14 protein-coding genes are annotated in these 14,902 nt (G+C 74.6%); 9 read left to right on the top strand and 5 right to left on the bottom strand.

From position 1 onward, the window contains the following. Positions 1-7: 7 nt before the first annotated feature. Complete coding sequence (locus O7546_RS24910; protein ID WP_194801396.1) at positions 8-952, bottom strand: MmpS family transport accessory protein; 945 nt, start codon at positions 950-952, stop codon at positions 8-10. A gap of 272 nt (positions 953-1,224) precedes the next feature. On the opposite strand from O7546_RS24910, the gene glmS reads away from it, so the two are divergent. Then, on the top strand, positions 1,225-3,138 hold the full coding sequence (gene glmS / locus O7546_RS24905) for a glutamine--fructose-6-phosphate transaminase (isomerizing) (protein WP_135242042.1): 1,914 nt from the start codon (positions 1,225-1,227) through the stop codon (positions 3,136-3,138). 65 nt (positions 3,139-3,203) lie between these two features. Here glmS and O7546_RS24900 read toward each other — a convergent pair whose 3' ends face one another. Continuing rightward, positions 3,204-4,823, bottom strand: coding sequence for an alpha/beta hydrolase (locus tag O7546_RS24900; RefSeq protein ID WP_281600093.1), 1,620 nt, complete (start codon positions 4,821-4,823; stop codon positions 3,204-3,206). Beyond that, a complete protein-coding gene (locus O7546_RS24895; RefSeq protein WP_194801394.1) occupies positions 4,820-5,122 on the bottom strand; it encodes a type VII secretion target in 303 nt (100 codons plus the stop codon). The genes O7546_RS24900 and O7546_RS24895 overlap by 4 nt, the downstream gene beginning before the upstream one ends. A 216-nt stretch (positions 5,123-5,338) precedes the next feature. Between O7546_RS24895 and O7546_RS24890 the strand changes: the two genes are divergently transcribed. From O7546_RS24890 to tsaE, 4 genes are all read left to right on the top strand, one after another. Further along, a complete protein-coding gene (locus O7546_RS24890) occupies positions 5,339-6,808 on the top strand; it encodes an NAD(P)H-hydrate dehydratase (protein WP_281600092.1) in 1,470 nt (489 codons plus the stop codon). An 84-nt stretch (positions 6,809-6,892) separates the two neighbouring features. Continuing rightward, on the top strand, positions 6,893-8,011 hold the full coding sequence (alr, locus tag O7546_RS24885; RefSeq protein ID WP_194801392.1) for an alanine racemase: 1,119 nt from the start codon (positions 6,893-6,895) through the stop codon (positions 8,009-8,011). Next, positions 8,008-9,093 carry an alpha/beta hydrolase gene (locus O7546_RS24880; RefSeq protein WP_194801391.1) on the top strand — a complete coding sequence of 362 codons (1,086 nt, stop codon included), beginning with the start codon at positions 8,008-8,010 and terminating at the stop codon, positions 9,091-9,093. The genes alr and O7546_RS24880 overlap by 4 nt, the downstream gene beginning before the upstream one ends. Further along, positions 9,090-9,572: a tRNA (adenosine(37)-N6)-threonylcarbamoyltransferase complex ATPase subunit type 1 TsaE gene (gene tsaE, locus O7546_RS24875; RefSeq protein ID WP_194801390.1), complete on the top strand. Its 483-nt coding sequence runs from the start codon at positions 9,090-9,092 to the stop codon at positions 9,570-9,572. Before O7546_RS24880 ends, tsaE begins: the two co-directional genes overlap by 4 nt. Here the strand turns inward: tsaE and O7546_RS24870 are convergent. Then, positions 9,569-10,951 carry a lipase family protein gene (locus O7546_RS24870; protein ID WP_194801389.1) on the bottom strand — a complete coding sequence of 461 codons (1,383 nt, stop codon included), beginning with the start codon at positions 10,949-10,951 and terminating at the stop codon, positions 9,569-9,571. The two genes, tsaE and O7546_RS24870, sit on opposite strands and share 4 nt — an antisense overlap. Before the next feature lie 180 nt (positions 10,952-11,131). Between O7546_RS24870 and ung the strand changes: the two genes are divergently transcribed. Further along, on the top strand, positions 11,132-11,830 hold the full coding sequence (gene ung / locus O7546_RS24865) for a uracil-DNA glycosylase (protein ID WP_194801536.1): 699 nt from the start codon (positions 11,132-11,134) through the stop codon (positions 11,828-11,830). On the opposite strand, the gene O7546_RS24860 is transcribed toward ung, so the two are convergent. Then, entirely contained in the window at positions 11,819-12,547 is a 729-nt protein-coding gene (locus O7546_RS24860; protein ID WP_194801388.1) for a helix-turn-helix transcriptional regulator, read from the bottom strand. The genes ung and O7546_RS24860 overlap by 12 nt on opposite strands. A 171-nt stretch (positions 12,548-12,718) precedes the next feature. Here O7546_RS24860 and tsaB point away from each other — a divergent pair, with 171 nt between their 5' ends. The 3 genes from tsaB to tsaD are packed head-to-tail and all read left to right on the top strand — an operon-like array spanning position 12,719 to position 14,888. Further along, positions 12,719-13,396: a tRNA (adenosine(37)-N6)-threonylcarbamoyltransferase complex dimerization subunit type 1 TsaB gene (gene tsaB, locus O7546_RS24855; protein ID WP_194801387.1), complete on the top strand. Its 678-nt coding sequence runs from the start codon at positions 12,719-12,721 to the stop codon at positions 13,394-13,396. Further along, the gene (gene rimI / locus O7546_RS24850) at positions 13,393-13,836 is read left to right on the top strand and encodes a ribosomal protein S18-alanine N-acetyltransferase (RefSeq protein WP_194801386.1); all 444 of its coding nucleotides are present in this window, start codon (positions 13,393-13,395) and stop codon (positions 13,834-13,836) included. The genes tsaB and rimI overlap by 4 nt, the downstream gene beginning before the upstream one ends. 5 nt (positions 13,837-13,841) lie before the next feature. Beyond that, the gene (gene tsaD / locus O7546_RS24845) at positions 13,842-14,888 is read left to right on the top strand and encodes a tRNA (adenosine(37)-N6)-threonylcarbamoyltransferase complex transferase subunit TsaD (protein WP_194801385.1); all 1,047 of its coding nucleotides are present in this window, start codon (positions 13,842-13,844) and stop codon (positions 14,886-14,888) included. The last annotated feature ends 14 nt before the right edge of the window (positions 14,889-14,902 follow it).

Genomic DNA, 14,902 nt, shown 5'->3' with positions numbered 1-14,902 from the left:
CGAGTGCTCACCAGCCGAAGCAGGTCGCGCCGTACTCGCCCGAGTCCTTGGAGACGACCTTGCCGTTGACGGTGATCCGGCAGGTCACGTCGCCGGACCCGACCGGGCTGGCGATGATCTGCACCCGCTCGCGGTCGTTCGCCGTGAAGCTCAGCCGCCAGGGGGTGTCCACGGCGCCGGGCTGGTGGAAGTTGGCGTCCGCGTCGTAGAACTGCACCTCGGCCTCGCCGTCGGTGGCTGTCACCTCGTACAGCACGGTGAACTTGCCGGGCCCGCCGGACGGGGTGGTGGCCGGCCGGGCCGGCGGCGCGGTCGGCTCGTCGGCCCACCCGTCGGGCTCGCCGTAGAACGGCTCGTCGTACCGGTCGCCGGAGGCCGTCCCGTCGTCCAGGCCCCGGCCGAGGAAGGACAGCCCGACGCAGCCGCAGACGATGATCGCCAGCACGGTGACGAGGCCGATCACCAGGCCGGCCACCCAGCCACCGCCGCCACCGCGGCGCGGCGGCATGCCCGGATACGCGTACGGCGGCGGGTAGGGGCCGGGCGGGTAGGTGCCAGGTGTCCAGGCCGGCTGTGCCGGGAAGTCGGGCACGCCGGGCTGGGACGGCCACCCGGGCGCACCCGGGATGTGCGGGTCGCCGGAGGTCGGTGGGACGGGCGGGCGCGGCGCGGCGGCCGGGTCGGCCGGAGCCGCCCACCCCGGTTCGCCCACCGGGTGTCCCGTCCCGCTCGGTGGCATGGCCGGACCGGTTCCGGCTGACGCGCTCCCCGGGCCGGTGGCCGCCCAGGGGCTCGGAGCGGGCGGCGGCGACCAGGGCTCGGGCGGCGTCCACGGCTGCGGGGCGGCCAGCGGGTCCGGCGGCGTCCAGGAGGAGGGCTGCGGCGTGGCCGGCGCGGCGGTCGGGTCGGCCGGTCCGGGGGCCGGTTCGGGGGAGGGGGTCGTCTCGGACATGGGCTCAGCTCACAGGGGTACGGCGCGGACGACCGCGGAACGGTGGGGCCGGGGGACGGCGCCCGGCCTCAATGTAGGCGGTGGCGACCAGCCGTGCGGTCCCGGCCGGCGGTCCGCGCCCGGCGTCCCGAACCGGTCCGGACGGGCGGAACGACCTGGATGGTGCTTTGTCCGGTAATCGCATCCTCGACGCTCGGTTCGCTCAAATTCAGTGATCGTTAACCGCCCTTCCGAGCACGCGCGATGAGCGAAACTCGGTTAGGCTGCGGACCATGTGTGGAATCGTGGGTTACGCCGGCGCGCGCCCGGCGCTCGGCATCGTGCTTGACGGACTGCGGCGTCTCGAATACCGCGGCTACGACTCGGCCGGTGTCGCCGTGGTCTGCGAGGACGAGCTGCTGACCGAGAAGAAGGCCGGCAAGCTCGCGAACCTGGAGAAGGTCCTCTCCGAGCGCGCGGCCGACAACCCCGAGGACTGCGCCGCCAGCCCGATCGGCATCGGCGACGGCACCACCGGCATCGGCCACACCCGTTGGGCCACGCACGGCGGCCCGACCGACCGCAACGCCCACCCGCACCTCTCCCCGGACGGCCGCGTCGCGGTGATCCACAACGGCATCATCGAGAACTTCGCGAAGCTCCGCGCCGAACTGGAGGACGAGGGTGTCGAGTTCGCCAGCGACACCGACACCGAGTGCGCCGCGCACCTGATCGCCCGCGCGCTGGCCGACCTGCGCTCGGCCGGTGAGACCGACAGCCCGCAGCTCCTCGCCGCCGCCATGCGCGTGGTCTGCGGGCGCCTGGAGGGCGCGTTCACGCTGCTCGCCGTCGATGCCGGCATCCCCGGCGCGGTGGTCGGCGCCCGGCGCAACTCGCCGCTCGTGGTCGGCCGGGGCGACGGCGAGAACTACCTGGCCAGCGACGTCGCCGCGTTCATCGAGCACACCCGGGACGCAGTCGAGCTGGGGCAGGACCAGATCGTCCTGATCACCCCGGACAGCATCGACATCACCGACTTCCACGGCCAGCCGGCCAGCGGCACCGACTTCCACATCGACTGGGACTCGTCGGCCGCCGAGAAGGGCGGCTACGACTGGTTCATGCTCAAGGAGATCGAGGAGCAGCCGCAGGCCATCGCCGACACGCTGCTGGGCCGGCTCACCGAGACCGGCGAGATCGCCCTCGACGAGGTCCGTCTCAGCGAGCAGGACCTGCGCGACGTCGACAAGATCTTCATCGTCGCCTGCGGCACCTCGTACCACGCCGGCCTGGTCGCCAAGTACGCCATCGAGCACTGGACCCGCATCCCCTGCGAGGTGGAGCTGGCAAGTGAGTTCCGCTACCGCGACCCGGTGCTCGACCGCTCCACGCTGATCGTGGTGATCTCGCAGTCCGGCGAGACGATGGACACGCTGATGGCGCTGCGCCACGCCAAGGAGCAGAAGGCCCGCGTGCTGGCGATCTGCAACACAAACGGCTCGACCATCCCGCGCGAGTCCGACGCGGTGCTCTACACCCACGGCGGCCCGGAGATCGCTGTCGCCTCCACCAAGGCGTTCCTCACCCAGGTCGTCGCCTGCTACCTGATCGGCCTGCATCTGGCCCAGGTGCGCGGCATCAAGTTCGCCGACGAGGTGGGCGCGGTGGTGGCCCAGCTCCAGGAGATGCCGGGCAAGCTGCGGGAGCTGCTGGACCGGATCGAGCCGGTCCGCGAGCTGGGCCGCGAGTTGAAGTCCGAGCCGACGGTGCTGTTCATCGGCCGGCACGTGGGCTACCCGGTGGCGCTGGAGGGCGCGCTGAAGCTCAAGGAACTGGCGTACATGCACGCCGAGGGCTTCGCCGCCGGTGAGCTGAAGCACGGCCCGATCTCGCTGATCGACCAGGGCACCCCGGTGATCTGCATCGTGCCCTCCCCGGTCGGCCGGGGCATGCTGCACGACAAGGTCGTCTCCAACATCCAGGAGGTACGCGCGCGCGGCGCCCGCACCATCGTGATCGCCGAGGAGGGCGACCAGGCGGTGGTCCGCTACGCCGACCACCTGATCTACGTGCCGCGTACGCCGACGCTGCTGGCGCCGCTGGTGACCACGGTGCCGTTGCAGGTGCTGGCCGCCGAGATCGCCGCCGCCCGCGGGCACGACGTCGACCAGCCCCGGAACCTGGCCAAGTCGGTCACCGTCGAGTAGCCGATCTCGTCCACGGTCCCTCCGCCCGCACCACGGGTGGGGGGACCGCGTCGCATCCGGCCCGGTCATCGGCCCAGCACGATCCGGGCCATGCCGTCCAGCGCCGGGTTGTCCGGATCCCAGTAGCCGGTGTGGCCGTGCGGGGCGCTCCGGAAGCGCCGGCCGCCGAAGCCCGGCGCGCTCGGGTCGGCGCCGAACCAGAGCCGCTCGCCGGGCCCGTCGAGCACGGCGAGCGCCGGACCGAGTGGCGTACCCGCGAACAGCGCGCGGCGGGCCAGCTCGTCCGGTGGGCGGGCCAGCCGGATCACGTCGTCCGGCGCGGTCGACGACCAGACCTGACCGGCGGGCATCCGCAGCTCGGCGGCATGGTCCACGCCGACGCCGGGCGAACCGACGAAGACCAGCGCGTCGGCGCTCAACCCGTGGTCGCGGGCGGCGGCGCCGACCACGAGCGAGCCGTAGCTGTGTCCGAGCACCGTCTGCCGGGCCGGCTGGCCCTCGTGCGCGGTCCGCAGCCCGTCCTGGAACCGGTGCAGCGCCGGGCCGGCGTCCTCGGCCTGCCGGGCGCCGGCCGCCTCGGTGAGGAAGTCCGGCGCGTCGTAGTCCAGCCAGAGCACCGCCGCCGCCTCCTCGCCCGGCCCGAGCGCCGCGCATCGCTGCAACACCCGGGCCGCGCGGCCCAGCTCGGCCGGCGCGTCGGCCAGATCCGAGGTCATGCCCGGGACGTAGGTGAGCACGGAGGCGGCGCGGTCCGGGTTGCCGAGCGCCACCACCGCGCGGCCGTCGCCGGCCGGGTCGAGCCCCAGCAGGTACGCCCGGGGCGCCCCGCCCGCGGCCAGCCGCTCGGTGAGCCCGTCCAACCCGCGTAGCGCCGCCTCGACAGCGGCGAGGCGGACCCGGCGGGACGCCTCCAACGGCCCGGCCGGAAGCGGGGGCAGCAGCGCGAGCCGCCGTACGAGCAACAGCTCCCGCCGGTCACCGAGCAGCAGCCGGTTCGCCTGGTCCCGAGCGGCGGCCGGAAGCCCGTCGAGGCGACCGATCCGGCCCGGTTCCCGCCCGACCAGCCAGCGTCGCTCGGCCGCGCTCAGACCGGCCCACCAGCGGCTCACCTCGGCCGGACCGGCACCGAGCCCGGGCCGGTACGCGGGCGGCACGCTGACCCAGCCGCGTACCGAGGCGGTGGTCAGCTCCGCGAGCCGGTCGGCGGCCTCCCGGTCGGCTGCGTCGGCGAGCGTCAGCGCGCCCCGGATCCCGGCCCGCGCGTGGATCACCGCCGGTCCGGCCTGTGCCACCGGGCGCGCCGGATCGGGCCGGACCGCTCCGGTGCGGTCGACGAGCAGGCCACCCGACCCGGCGCGGGCCACCTCGGCGCCGAGCCGCGCCTTCGCCGCGCCCAGCCGGGCACCGAGTTCGGCGAGCACCTGGTCGACCTCGAGCAGGGCGGGCAGCACGTCGGTCAGGTCGGTGCGCAGGTCCCCGATCCGCCGTTGCGCCGCCGTCGCGGCGGCACCCGACCACCCGGGGCGGAGCGTGCCGATCCGGGCGGTCAGCGCGTCGGCGCGCCGCCGTACCGGCGTGGTGAGGCCCCGCCATGCCGTCCCGGCGGCGGACCAGGTGCCCGGGTCGGCGCGCCAGAGCTGCGCGTAGCCGACCGGCGTGGCGGCGTCAGCACTCCCGCCGCTCACCGGAGCACCCCGGTGAGGCGGCGGGCGGCGCGTTCGTCTACCGCCTCGTAGCCGTCCGCGCCGCGCCGCAACGCCTGAGCGGTGTCGGCCACCCGGGCGCCGAGCGCGCCGGACCAGCGCCGCACCGCCGCCTCCAGGTCGGCCAGCGCCGCACCGGATCGCCAGCCCTCCGTTGCCGCCACCAGCAACGACTCCGGCGCGGCGCCCGGCCCGCAAGCCAGCCGGTACGCGTCGTCGGCCAGCTCGCGCGCCACACTGCGCAGCAGCTCCGGGTCGACGTCGAACGGTCTCTCCACCACGTGACCTCCCTCGCCCGGCGCCACCGGCCGGCTCCGGACACCGGGACGCTAGGCGGCACCCGGCGGTGGCCGCCGACCCCTGTGGACAACGGCCGGGGTTTTCCACAGGGCGTTTCCGCCAGGCGGTCCGCGGCGCGTACCGCCGGTAGGGTGAGGCCGTGATCGGGGGAGCCGCGGGCGGAAGCTGAGCCGGCGCGACGAGCGGGGCGGGGTGGCATGAGACAGGTGTGGCGGGTCGCGGACGTTCGCGCGGCGGAGGCGGGCCTGCTGGCCACCCTCCCGCCCGGTGCGCTCATGCAGCGGGCCGCGGCCGGGCTGGCCCGGCGCTGCGCGTTGCTGCTCGCCGACCGGGGTGGTGTCTACGGCGCCCGGGTGCTGCTGCTCGTCGGGTCCGGCGACAACGGCGGCGACGCTCTCTTCGCGGGCGCGCACCTGGCCCGCCGGGGCGCGGCGGTGACCGCGCTGCTCCTCGCGCCGGGCCGGGCGCACGCCGAGGGCCTGGCCGCCCTGCGCGCCGCCGGTGGGGGCGTGGCCGACCGGCCGCCCGCGGTGGTCGACCTGGTGCTCGACGGCATCGTGGGCATCGGCGGCACCGGAGGGCTCCGCGAGACGGCCGAACAGCTGGCCGCGAGCCTGACCGGGCAGCGCGGGCGCGACGGCACGCCCGCCACCGTGGTCGCGGTCGACGTGCCGAGCGGCGTCGCTGTCGACACCGGCCACGTCCCGCTCACCGACGCCGGGCGGCCCCGGGCGGTTCGCGCCGACGTGACGGTCGCCTTCGGCGCGCTCAAGCCCGCACTGGTCGTCGGCCCGGCCGCCGAGCTGGCCGGAGAGGTCGAGCTGGTCGACATCGGGCTGACGCCGTGGCTGCGCGGCACACCGGCGCTCCAGGTGATCGAGCAGGCGGACGTCGTCGACTGGTGGCCGGCGCTGGGCGCGTCGTCGGAGAAGTACACCAGGGGCGTGGTCGGGGTGGCCACCGGTTCGGCCACCTACCCGGGCGCCGCGGTGCTCTCGGTCGCCGGGGCGCTCGCCGGTCCCACCGGACTGGTCCGCTACGCCGGGAGTGCCAAGGGCGAGGTGCTGCACCAGCACCCGTCGGTGATCGCCACCGGCCGGGTCGCCGACGCCGGCCGGGTGCAGGCGTGGGTCTGCGGCTCCGGCCTGGGCACCGGCGATGACTCCGCCGCCGAGCTGCGCGCGGTGCTCGCCGCGCCGGTGCCGGTGGTGCTCGACGCGGACGCGCTGACGCTGCTCGTCGACGGCAAGCTGGCCGATCGGCTGCGTGGCCGGGACGCGCCGATCGTGGTGACGCCGCACGACCGGGAGTACGCCCGGCTCTGCGGCGAGATGCCGGGGGAGGACCGGGTCGCCGCAGCGCTGCGGCTGGCCGCCTGGATGAACGCGGTGGTGCTGCTCAAGGGCGACCACACGATCATCGGTACGCCCGACGGCCGCGCGTACGTGAACCCGACCGGCACCCCGGTACTCGCCACCGGTGGCACCGGCGACGTGCTGGCCGGGCTGCTGGGCTCGCTGCTCGCCGCCGGGCTCGCGCCGGAGCGGGCGGCGGCCGCCGCGGCGTACCTGCACGGGCTGGCCGGCCGGGAGGCGGCGCGCGGCGGTCCGGTGACCGCGCCCGACGTGGCGGCGGCGTTGCGTCCGGTACTGGCCCGGCTGGGCTGATCCGGGCGGCGGTGCCCGGTGGCGACGGGCACCGCCCGCACGGCTCACGGCGCCGATGATCACTGACGGAAGTAGGCTGAGGACATGTGGCAGTCGGAGGTGCGCGTCGACCTGGACGCGATCCGGGAGAACGTGACCCGGCTCAAGGCCGGCACCAGCGCCGAGCTGATGGCGGTGGTCAAGGGCGACGGCTACGGCCACGGCATGGTGCCCGCCGCCCGGGCGGCGCTCGACGCGGGCGCGGACCAGCTCGGCGTCTGCACGCTGGACGAGGCGTTGCGGCTGCGTGAGGCGGGCATCACCGCGCCGGTGCTGGCCTGGCTGCTCGACCCCGGCCTGCCGCTGCACGACGGGATCACCGTCGGCGTCGACCTCGGCTGCGCCAGCCTCACCCAGCTCGACGAGATGATCGAGGCGAGCCGCCGGGCGGACCGCGCGGCCCGGCTGCACCTCAAGATCGACACCGGGCTGGCCCGGGGCGGCGCCACCGTCGCCGACTGGCCGGCGCTGCTGGAGGCCGCCGCGAAGGCCCAGGCCGACGGCCTGGTCGAGGTGGTCGGCGTGTGGAGCCACTTCGTGTACGCGGACTCGCCCGGCCACCCCACCACCGACCGCCAGCTCGCTGTGTTCCACGAAGGGCTGGAGATGGTGACGCGCGCCGGGCTGCGTCCGCGCTACCGGCACCTGGCCAACTCGGCCGCCACGCTGACCCGGCCGGACACCCACTTCGACCTGGTCCGGCCCGGCATCGCCGTCTACGGCCTGTCGCCGGTCGCGGGCGAGCAGTTCGGTCTGCGTCCCGCCATGACCGCCCGCGCCCGGGTGATGCTCACCAAGCGCGTCGCGGCCGGCACCGGCGTCTCCTACGGGCACACCTATCTGACCGAGCAGGAGGCCAACCTCGCGGTGGTGCCGCTCGGCTACGCCGACGGGGTGCCCCGGCACGCCTCCAACACCGGCCCGGTGCACCTCGCCGGCAAGCGCCGGACCATCTCCGGGCGCGTCTGCATGGACCAGTTCGTGGTCGACTGCGGCGACGACGAGGTGACCGCCGGTGACGTGGTGACGCTGTTCGGCAGTGGTGCGGACGGCGAGCCCACCGCCGACGACTGGGCCGAGGCGGTCGGCACCATCAACTACGAGATCGTGACCCGCTTCGGCGGCGTGCGCGTGCCCCGCGTCTACGACGGTGAGCGCGCATGAGTGTCCGGTTGCCGCGACCGCGTACCGCCGCCGGCAAGGTCGCCGGGCTGGTCGGCGCCGCCGTCGGTGTGGCCGCCGCCGGGCTCGCGGCGGGCGTGGTCAGCGAGCGGGTGCTGGTCCGCCGGCTCAAGAACGACCCCACCGATCGGTACGCCGACGAGGTCTTCGGCGAGCAGCGTTACGACGAGGCGTACCGGCTGGAGATGCCGGACGGCACCGACATCCACGTGGAGGTGGTCGAGCCGGCCCGTCCGGTCGCCGGGCACCCGACGGTGGTGCTGGTGCACGGGTTCTGCCTGGACATGGGCACGTTCCACTTCCAGCGCAAGCGGCTCGCCGAGCGCGGCGACTACCGGGTGGTCGCGTACGACCAGCCGGGGCACGGCCGTTCCGGCCGGCTGGAGAGCGGCGAGTACGACCTGACCGCGCTGGGCCACACGCTGCGCCGGGTGCTCGACGAGGTGGCCCCGGAGGGTCCGCTGGTGCTGGTCGGGCACTCGATGGGCGGCATGACGATCATGGCATTGGCCGAGCTGTACCCGGAGATGTTCGGTGACCGGGTGGTCGGCACCGTGCTGATGGCGACGTCGGGCGGCCTCGCGGCGGAGACCAAGCTGGTGGCGCCCGCGCTGCTCGGCCGCGTCGGCTCGCCGGTGCTCTACATGATGAGCAACGCCACCCGGTACGGCGGCACCGTGATCGACCGGGCGCGCCGGTCGACCTCGAACGTAGCCTGGCTGCTCACCCGCAAGTACGGCTTCGGCACGTCGAAGCCGAGCCCGGCCCTGGTGTCGTACGTCGAGATGATGAACTCGCGCACCTCGGCCGACACGGTCACCCGCTACCTGCGCACGATCGCCACCCACTCCCGGTTCCCGGCGCTGGCGGCGCTGGCCGGCACGCCGGTGCTGGTGATCGTGGGGGACAAGGACATGATCACGCCGGTGACGCACTCCGAGGAGATCGTCCGGCGGCTGCCGCACGCCGAGTTCGTGAAGATCGACGACAGCGGGCACGTGGTGATGCTGGAGCACGCCGACGAGGTGAACGCGGCGCTGGAGAGGTTCCTGGATTCGCTATGACGGTGATCGTGGAGCTGAAGACGGTCGACGACACCCACGAGTTCGGGCGGCGGCTTGCCGGTGTGCTGCGCGCCGGCGACCTGCTGCTGCTCAGCGGCCCGCTCGGGGCCGGCAAGACCGCGCTGACCCAGGGCATCGGCGCCGGCCTCGGCGTACGCGGGGACATCACCTCGCCCACCTTCGTCATCGCCCGGGTGCACCGGCCCGACCCGGCGCGGGGCGGCCGGGTGACGCTCGTGCACGCCGACGCGTACCGCCTGGGTGAGGCCGCCGACCCGCGCGCGGAGATCGACGACCTCGACCTGGACGCCTCGGTGGACGAGGCGGTCACCGTGGTGGAGTGGGGTGAGGGGATGGTCGAGCAGCTGGTCGACGCGCACCTGCGGGTACGCATCGACCGCCGCGACGACGACACCCGGGCGGTCACGCTGGAGCCGGTCGGCGGCGACTGGGCCGCCCGGGTCGCCGAACTGTCCTAGGGCTGGAGGGGCATCGTCCAGCAGTTGGAGTAGGCGGTGCGCCCGGCGAGCCGGTCGGTCAGCCAGGCCACCGCGTCGCCCTGATCGGTGATGAGTGGCGCCAGGTGGTTGGTGAGGAGCTTGTCACCGAGGTTGGGCAGGCTGACGGCCTGGTAGGTCACGTCGGCGCCCTTGCGGCACCAGTCGACCGCCAGTTGGCGGGCCTGCCGGTGCGGCACGATGTCGTCCTGGACGCCTGTTGCCACGCGTACCGGGCCGGCGGGCTTGAGCGTGCCGATGCGCTGCCGGTCGAGGACGGCGGCCGCCTCGGGCGAGGCGGCGATGACAGTGGTGAGGGACCGGCCGCCGGTGATCCACCTGCTGCTCTTGGTGAACGCGTACCGGAGGATCGCGTCACCGACGCACATGGTCGAGGTGTCGGCGAGCGCCGCCCGGCCGGCGTCGTTGATGTTCGCCTCGATGACGTCCCGCACCGCCGGGTCGGACTGGGCGAAGCCGTTGAGCGACCAGCCCAGCGCCCCGGCCAGCGCGCTGCCGTCGATGCCGCCGATGACGGCGGTCAGGTCGGCCGGCGGCGCGCCGACGTAGGTGCCGGCGAGCGGCACGTCCGGCGCGTAGGTGGGCTGGAGTTCGGCGGCCGCCGCGCTGGCGCCGCCGCCCTGGCTGTAGCCGTACAGGCCGACGCGGGACCGGTCGGTGACCGATGCTCCCGGCACCGCGCGGGCGGCGCGGGCCGCGTCGAGCAGGGCGCGGCCCTCGTCGAGGCGGTTGACGTACGTGTGCAGCCGGTCGGTCGCGCCCAGCCCGACGTAGTCGGTGACGACCACCGCGGCGCCGGTGGCGAGCAGGCGGTAGATCGCCAGGGCCTCGTAGCCGACGGACAGGGTGTCGCCGGTGAGGGTGAGCGGGTGTTGCAGGGCGAACGAGGGTGCGCACTGGTCGCCCTGCCCCATGGTGCCGGAGGCGACGGCGACCAGTGGGCGTGGCCCGGTGCCCCGCCACGCCGCCGACGGCTCGATGTAGGCGCCGGTCACACCGACGGGCCGGCCGTTGGAGTCGGTGGACCGGTACATCAGGCGGGTGGCGGTGCCGGGCATCGGGCGGCCGTCGAGCCCGGGGATGCTGAGCCCGAGCGGCAGCGGCTCGGTACGGATCAGCGTGCCGTTGGTGGCGGGCAGGTCGGCGGGCGGGTGGTAGAAGGCGGGGATCGTCACGCCGCGGGAGACCACCGGCGTGGTGCCGTCTGCGGCTGCGGCTGCGCCTGATCCGGCCAGGTAGGTGGCTGCCGCCGCGGCGACGGCCAGCATCCGGAGGCCGAGCGCGCGGCGGGGGGAGATAGCGGCGGCGGGCGTGCGGGGACGGGTGTTTCTCCTGCTCACGGGCACTCCTAGCGAGCATCGATGGTGGTGGATGCAAGCTAGCAGTGGCGGTGTGGCGTGAGTAACTTGCCGGTAGGTTACGCTCCGGTAACTTTTCTCGTCCAGTACCGGCCCCGCCGCCGACCGGGAGTGTCGGTCGTGGCTGGTAAGAAGGTGGCGACCGACGAGGAGAGGTTGCCGATGCCCGACGCCCCCACCCTGGACCTGCCGGCGCTGCTGCCGGAGGCCTGGCGTGCCGTGCTCACGCCCCACCTGGACCCGGCCCGCACCGCGGCGCTGGCCGAGTTCGTCACCCGGGAGTACGCGACCGCCACTGTCTTCCCGCCGCTGGAGGACCTCTTCTCCGCCTACCGGCTGTGCGGGCCGGCCGACACCCGGGTGCTGATCCTCGGGCAGGACCCGTACCACAAGGCGGGCCAGGCGCACGGGCTGAGCTTCAGCGTGCGCGAGGGGGTGGCGGTGCCGCCGTCGCTGCGCAACGTCTTCAAGGAGCTGGGCGAGGACCTGGGCGTGCCGAAGCCGCGCAGCGGCAACCTCGACGGCTGGGCCGCGCAGGGCGTCCTGCTGCTCAACTCGGTGCTGACGGTCCGGCAGGCCACGCCCGGTTCGCACGCCAACAAGGGCTGGGAGGAGTTCACCGACGCCACGATCCGGGCGCTCGACGCGCTCGACCAGCGCGTGGTGTTCCTGCTCTGGGGCGGCTACGCGCGCAAGAAGGCGGCGCTGGTGACCAACCCGCAGCACGTGGTGCTGGAGGCCGGGCACCCGAGCCCGATGAACCCGCGCGGTTTCCTCGGCAGCCGCCCGTTCAGCGCCGCGAACAAGGCGCTGGCCGACGCGGGGCTGCCCACCATCGATTGGGAGCGCTCAGCCGGCTGACCCGCCCGGCGCCTCGCCCGACGCTGCGGCGAGGCGCCGGCGGTACCGGGACAGCAGCTCGGCCGTGCGCCGGTCGGTCACCTCCACCTCGACCAGCGGCTCGACCGGGTACGTGCGGTCACCGAGGCGGACCTCGATGGGCTCGGGCAGGTCGTCGCACATCCGGGCCCGTAGTTCGCCGTAGCGGGTCAGCCAACGGTGCTCGCCCGGCTCCTCGGGCTCCGTGTGGATGCCGCCCCACTCCTGCCATCGGGCGTTCCAACGCTGCGCGTGGATCCGCTCGAGGAGCGCGCTGAACTGCGGCGAGTCCCGCCAGCGCACCGCGATCTCGACCGCGTCCACCGGCAGCGGCGCGCCCTGCAGCAGTGCCGCCATGCCGCCCGACAGCACGTACGGCAGGTCGCCCAAGGCGTCCATGAGCCGGTCCAGCCGGAGATCTTCGATCCGCTCGGCAAGCACCGTCCCGGCCATCTCGTCCAGCGCGGCGTCCAGGTGACTGTCCAGCGGCTCGACCGCGATCCGCAGTTGCCGGCCGAGCGCGGCGAGCAGGCGTTCCGCGGTGGTCAGGCTCGGCAGCCGGTCGCCGCGTTCGATCCGGGCGATGGCCGCCTGACTGAGCCCGGACCGAGCGGCCAGCGCCTGCTGGGTGAGGCCTGCTTGTTCGCGTTCACGTCGCAGGGTGCTGGCGATCTCTCGAACGAGGCGACTCTCCGTCATCTCCGGAGAATGGCAGTCCTCTTCTAAGTCTTATGCCTCTGAGTCATATTTATGACCCAGAGGCATAAGGCACTCACCTCTTCTCCTTAGTCCGGGCGCTACGCACCGTGAGTGGGCGAGCGGTGAGGGCGTGCCGGGCACGGGCGGGGCGGACGGCTAGGCTGGCTTACCGTGCTCGTACTCGTGGTGGACTCCTCGACGCCCGCGGTGACCGCGGCCCTTGCCGAGGTCTCGGCGGACGGCGTCGCGGTCCGCGCGTCCCGGCGCACAGTCGATGCCCGCGCCCACGGCGAGCTGCTCGCGCCGCAGGTCGACGCCGTGCTGGCGGATGTCGGCGCGCGTCCCGCCGACCTGGCCGCGATCGTCGCCGGCCTCGGCCCGGGCCCGTTCACCGGGCTGCGCGTCGGGCTGGTCACCGCCGCCACCGTGGGTCAGGTGCTCGGCGTACCCACGTACGGCGTCTGCTCGCTGGACGGGCTCGGCCACCCGGCGGCCGCCGGCGAGCCGGTGCTGGCGGCGAGCGACGCGCGGCGCCGGGAGATCTACTGGGCCGTCTACGACGGCGCCGGACAGCGCCTGGCCGGGCCGGAGGTGGCGGCCCCGGCGGTGGTCGCGGAGCGGGCGCGCGACCTCGCGGTCACCGTCGCGGTGGGCGACGGCGCGCACCGGTACGCGGACGTGCTGGGGCTGCCGGTACGCGACGAGCCGCGCTACCCGGACCCGCTGGCGCTGGCCCGTCTCGCCGCGCCGCGGATCCGCGCGGGCGCGCCCGGCGAGACGCTGACCCCGCTCTACCTGCGCCGGCCGGACGCGGTCGCGGCCACCGGCCACAAGCCGGTCCTGCCATGAGGCTGGGCCGGTTCCGCTGGTGGCACATCGACGAGGTGCTGCCCATCGAGGCGGACCTGTTCGGCGCCGAGCAGTGGTCGGCGGCGATGTTCTGGAACGAACTCGCCAACGGGCACTTCTACCTGGTCGCCACCGACGACGACGGCGCTGTGCTCGGCTACGCCGGGCTGGCCGTGTCCCCGCCCGACGAGGCGTGGGTGCAGAACGTCGCGGTCCGCCGGGACGCCCAGCGCCGGGGCATCGGCCGGCTGCTGCTGGAGGCGCTGCTCGCCGAGGCGGCCCGGCGCGGCGTCCGCAGCACGCTGCTGGAGGTCGCCGCGGACAACGCGCCCGCGCAACGGCTCTACGCCGGCTACGGGTTCGAGCCGATCGGCGTACGGCGCGGCTACTACCAACCGAGCAACACCGACGCGCTGGTCATGCAGCGCAACGAGGACTGACGCGCATGGCTGACGAACCCCTGATCCTCGGCATCGAGACCTCCTGCGACGAGACCGGCGTGGGCATCGTGCGCGGGCACACGCTGCTCGCCGACGCGCTCGCCTCCAGCGTCGAGGAGCACGCCCGGTTCGGCGGCGTGGTGCCCGAGGTGGCCAGCCGCGCCCACCTGGAGGCCATCGTGCCGACCATGGACCGGGCGCTGCGCGAAGCGGGCGTCACCATCGCCGACATCGACGCCATCGCCGTGACCTCCGGGCCGGGCCTGGCCGGCGCGCTGCTCGTCGGGGTCGCCGCCGCCAAGGGGTACGCGGTGGCGGCGGAGAAGCCGGTGTACGGCGTGAACCACCTCGCCGCGCACGTCGCTGTGGACACGCTCGAACACGGACCACTGCCCGAGCCCGCGATCGCGCTGCTGGTCTCCGGCGGGCACTCCTCGCTGCTGCGCGTCGACGACCTCGCACGCGACGTCGTACCGCTCGGCGCCACCATCGACGACGCGGCCGGCGAGGCGTTCGACAAGGTGGCCCGGCTGCTCGGGCTGCCGTTCCCCGGCGGGCCGTACATCGACCGCGAGGCGCGGGCCGGTGACCCGGCGGCGATCGCCTTCCCGCGCGGGCTGACCGCCGCGAAGGACCTGGTCGGGCACCGGTACGACTTCTCCTTCTCCGGCCTGAAGACGGCGGTGGCCCGCTGGGTGGAGGCGCGGCAGCGGGCCGGTGAGCCGGTGCCGGTCGCCGACGTGGCCGCGTCCTTCCAGGAGGCGGTCTGCGACGTGCTGGTCGGCAAGGCGATCGACGCCTGCCGCACCAGCGGCATCGACACGCTTGTCATCGGCGGCGGTGTGGCGGCCAACTCCCGGCTGCGGGTGATGGCCGAGCAGCGGGCCGGCAGGCACGGCATCCGGGTGCGTACGCCCCGGCCGAAGCTCTGCACGGACAACGGCGCGATGGTGGCCGCGCTCGGCTCCCACCTGGTGGCCGCAGGCGTCGCGCCGAGCCGGCTGGACCTGCCGGCCGACTCGGCGATGCCGCTGACAGTGGTCAGCGTGTGAGCGGGGAGGAGACC

Origin of the sequence: Micromonospora sp. WMMA1976 (assembly GCF_027497335.1) — a bacterium.
Lineage (GTDB): Bacteria > Actinomycetota > Actinomycetes > Mycobacteriales > Micromonosporaceae > Micromonospora > Micromonospora aurantiaca.
This window is presented reverse-complemented; position numbering and strand designations above follow the sequence as displayed.